1 protein-coding gene is annotated in these 593 nt (G+C 39.3%); it reads left to right on the top strand.

The window, feature by feature from the left end:
• A partial coding sequence (locus tag AC3G7N_RS21875; RefSeq protein ID WP_489424229.1) for a TAXI family TRAP transporter solute-binding subunit occupies window positions 1-593 on the top strand: 593 nt, incomplete at both ends.

Raw genomic sequence — 593 nt, 5'->3', positions numbered from 1 at the left:
ATGGCTAATCTATGGAAAGATAATATCGACGTTGACGGCTTTGATGTTAGTTCAGTAGAATCTGGTGCATCTGTTGAGAATATTGCCAAGATCCAATCAGGTGATTTCCAACTTGGAATTGCACAGAATACGACAATGCTTGATGCTGTTGCTGGTGAAGGAGAATTTAAAGGTAAAGAAATAGATAACGTAGCAGTTATTGGTTCACTATACCCTGAGGCAGTTCAAGTAGCAACACTTAAGTCAACTGGAATTGAATCAATTGCTGATTTAAAAGGTAAAAAAGTTGCAATTGGACCTCCAGGTGGAGCAACCCGTGCAGCTGCTGAATTAATTTTGAAAGCATATGGTATTGAAGAAGGCGACTATGAAGCATATGAGGAAGGCTTTGGAGATGCTAAGAGTAAGCTTCAAAATGGAACAATCGATGCATCGATTGAGGTTGTAGGTGTACCATCTTCTTCAACCGATGAATTACAAGCTGCAACAAAAGAAGTTAAGTTACTGGATATTGAAGGTGACGCATTAAAAGAAGTCACTAAAAACAGCCAGTATGAAGCATACACAGTTGAGCCTGGAACATATGACTGGTT

The organism is Virgibacillus carmonensis (assembly GCF_057836705.1).
Note: the sequence above shows the minus strand (reverse complement) of the source record. Positions and strands in the feature narration are given on the sequence as shown.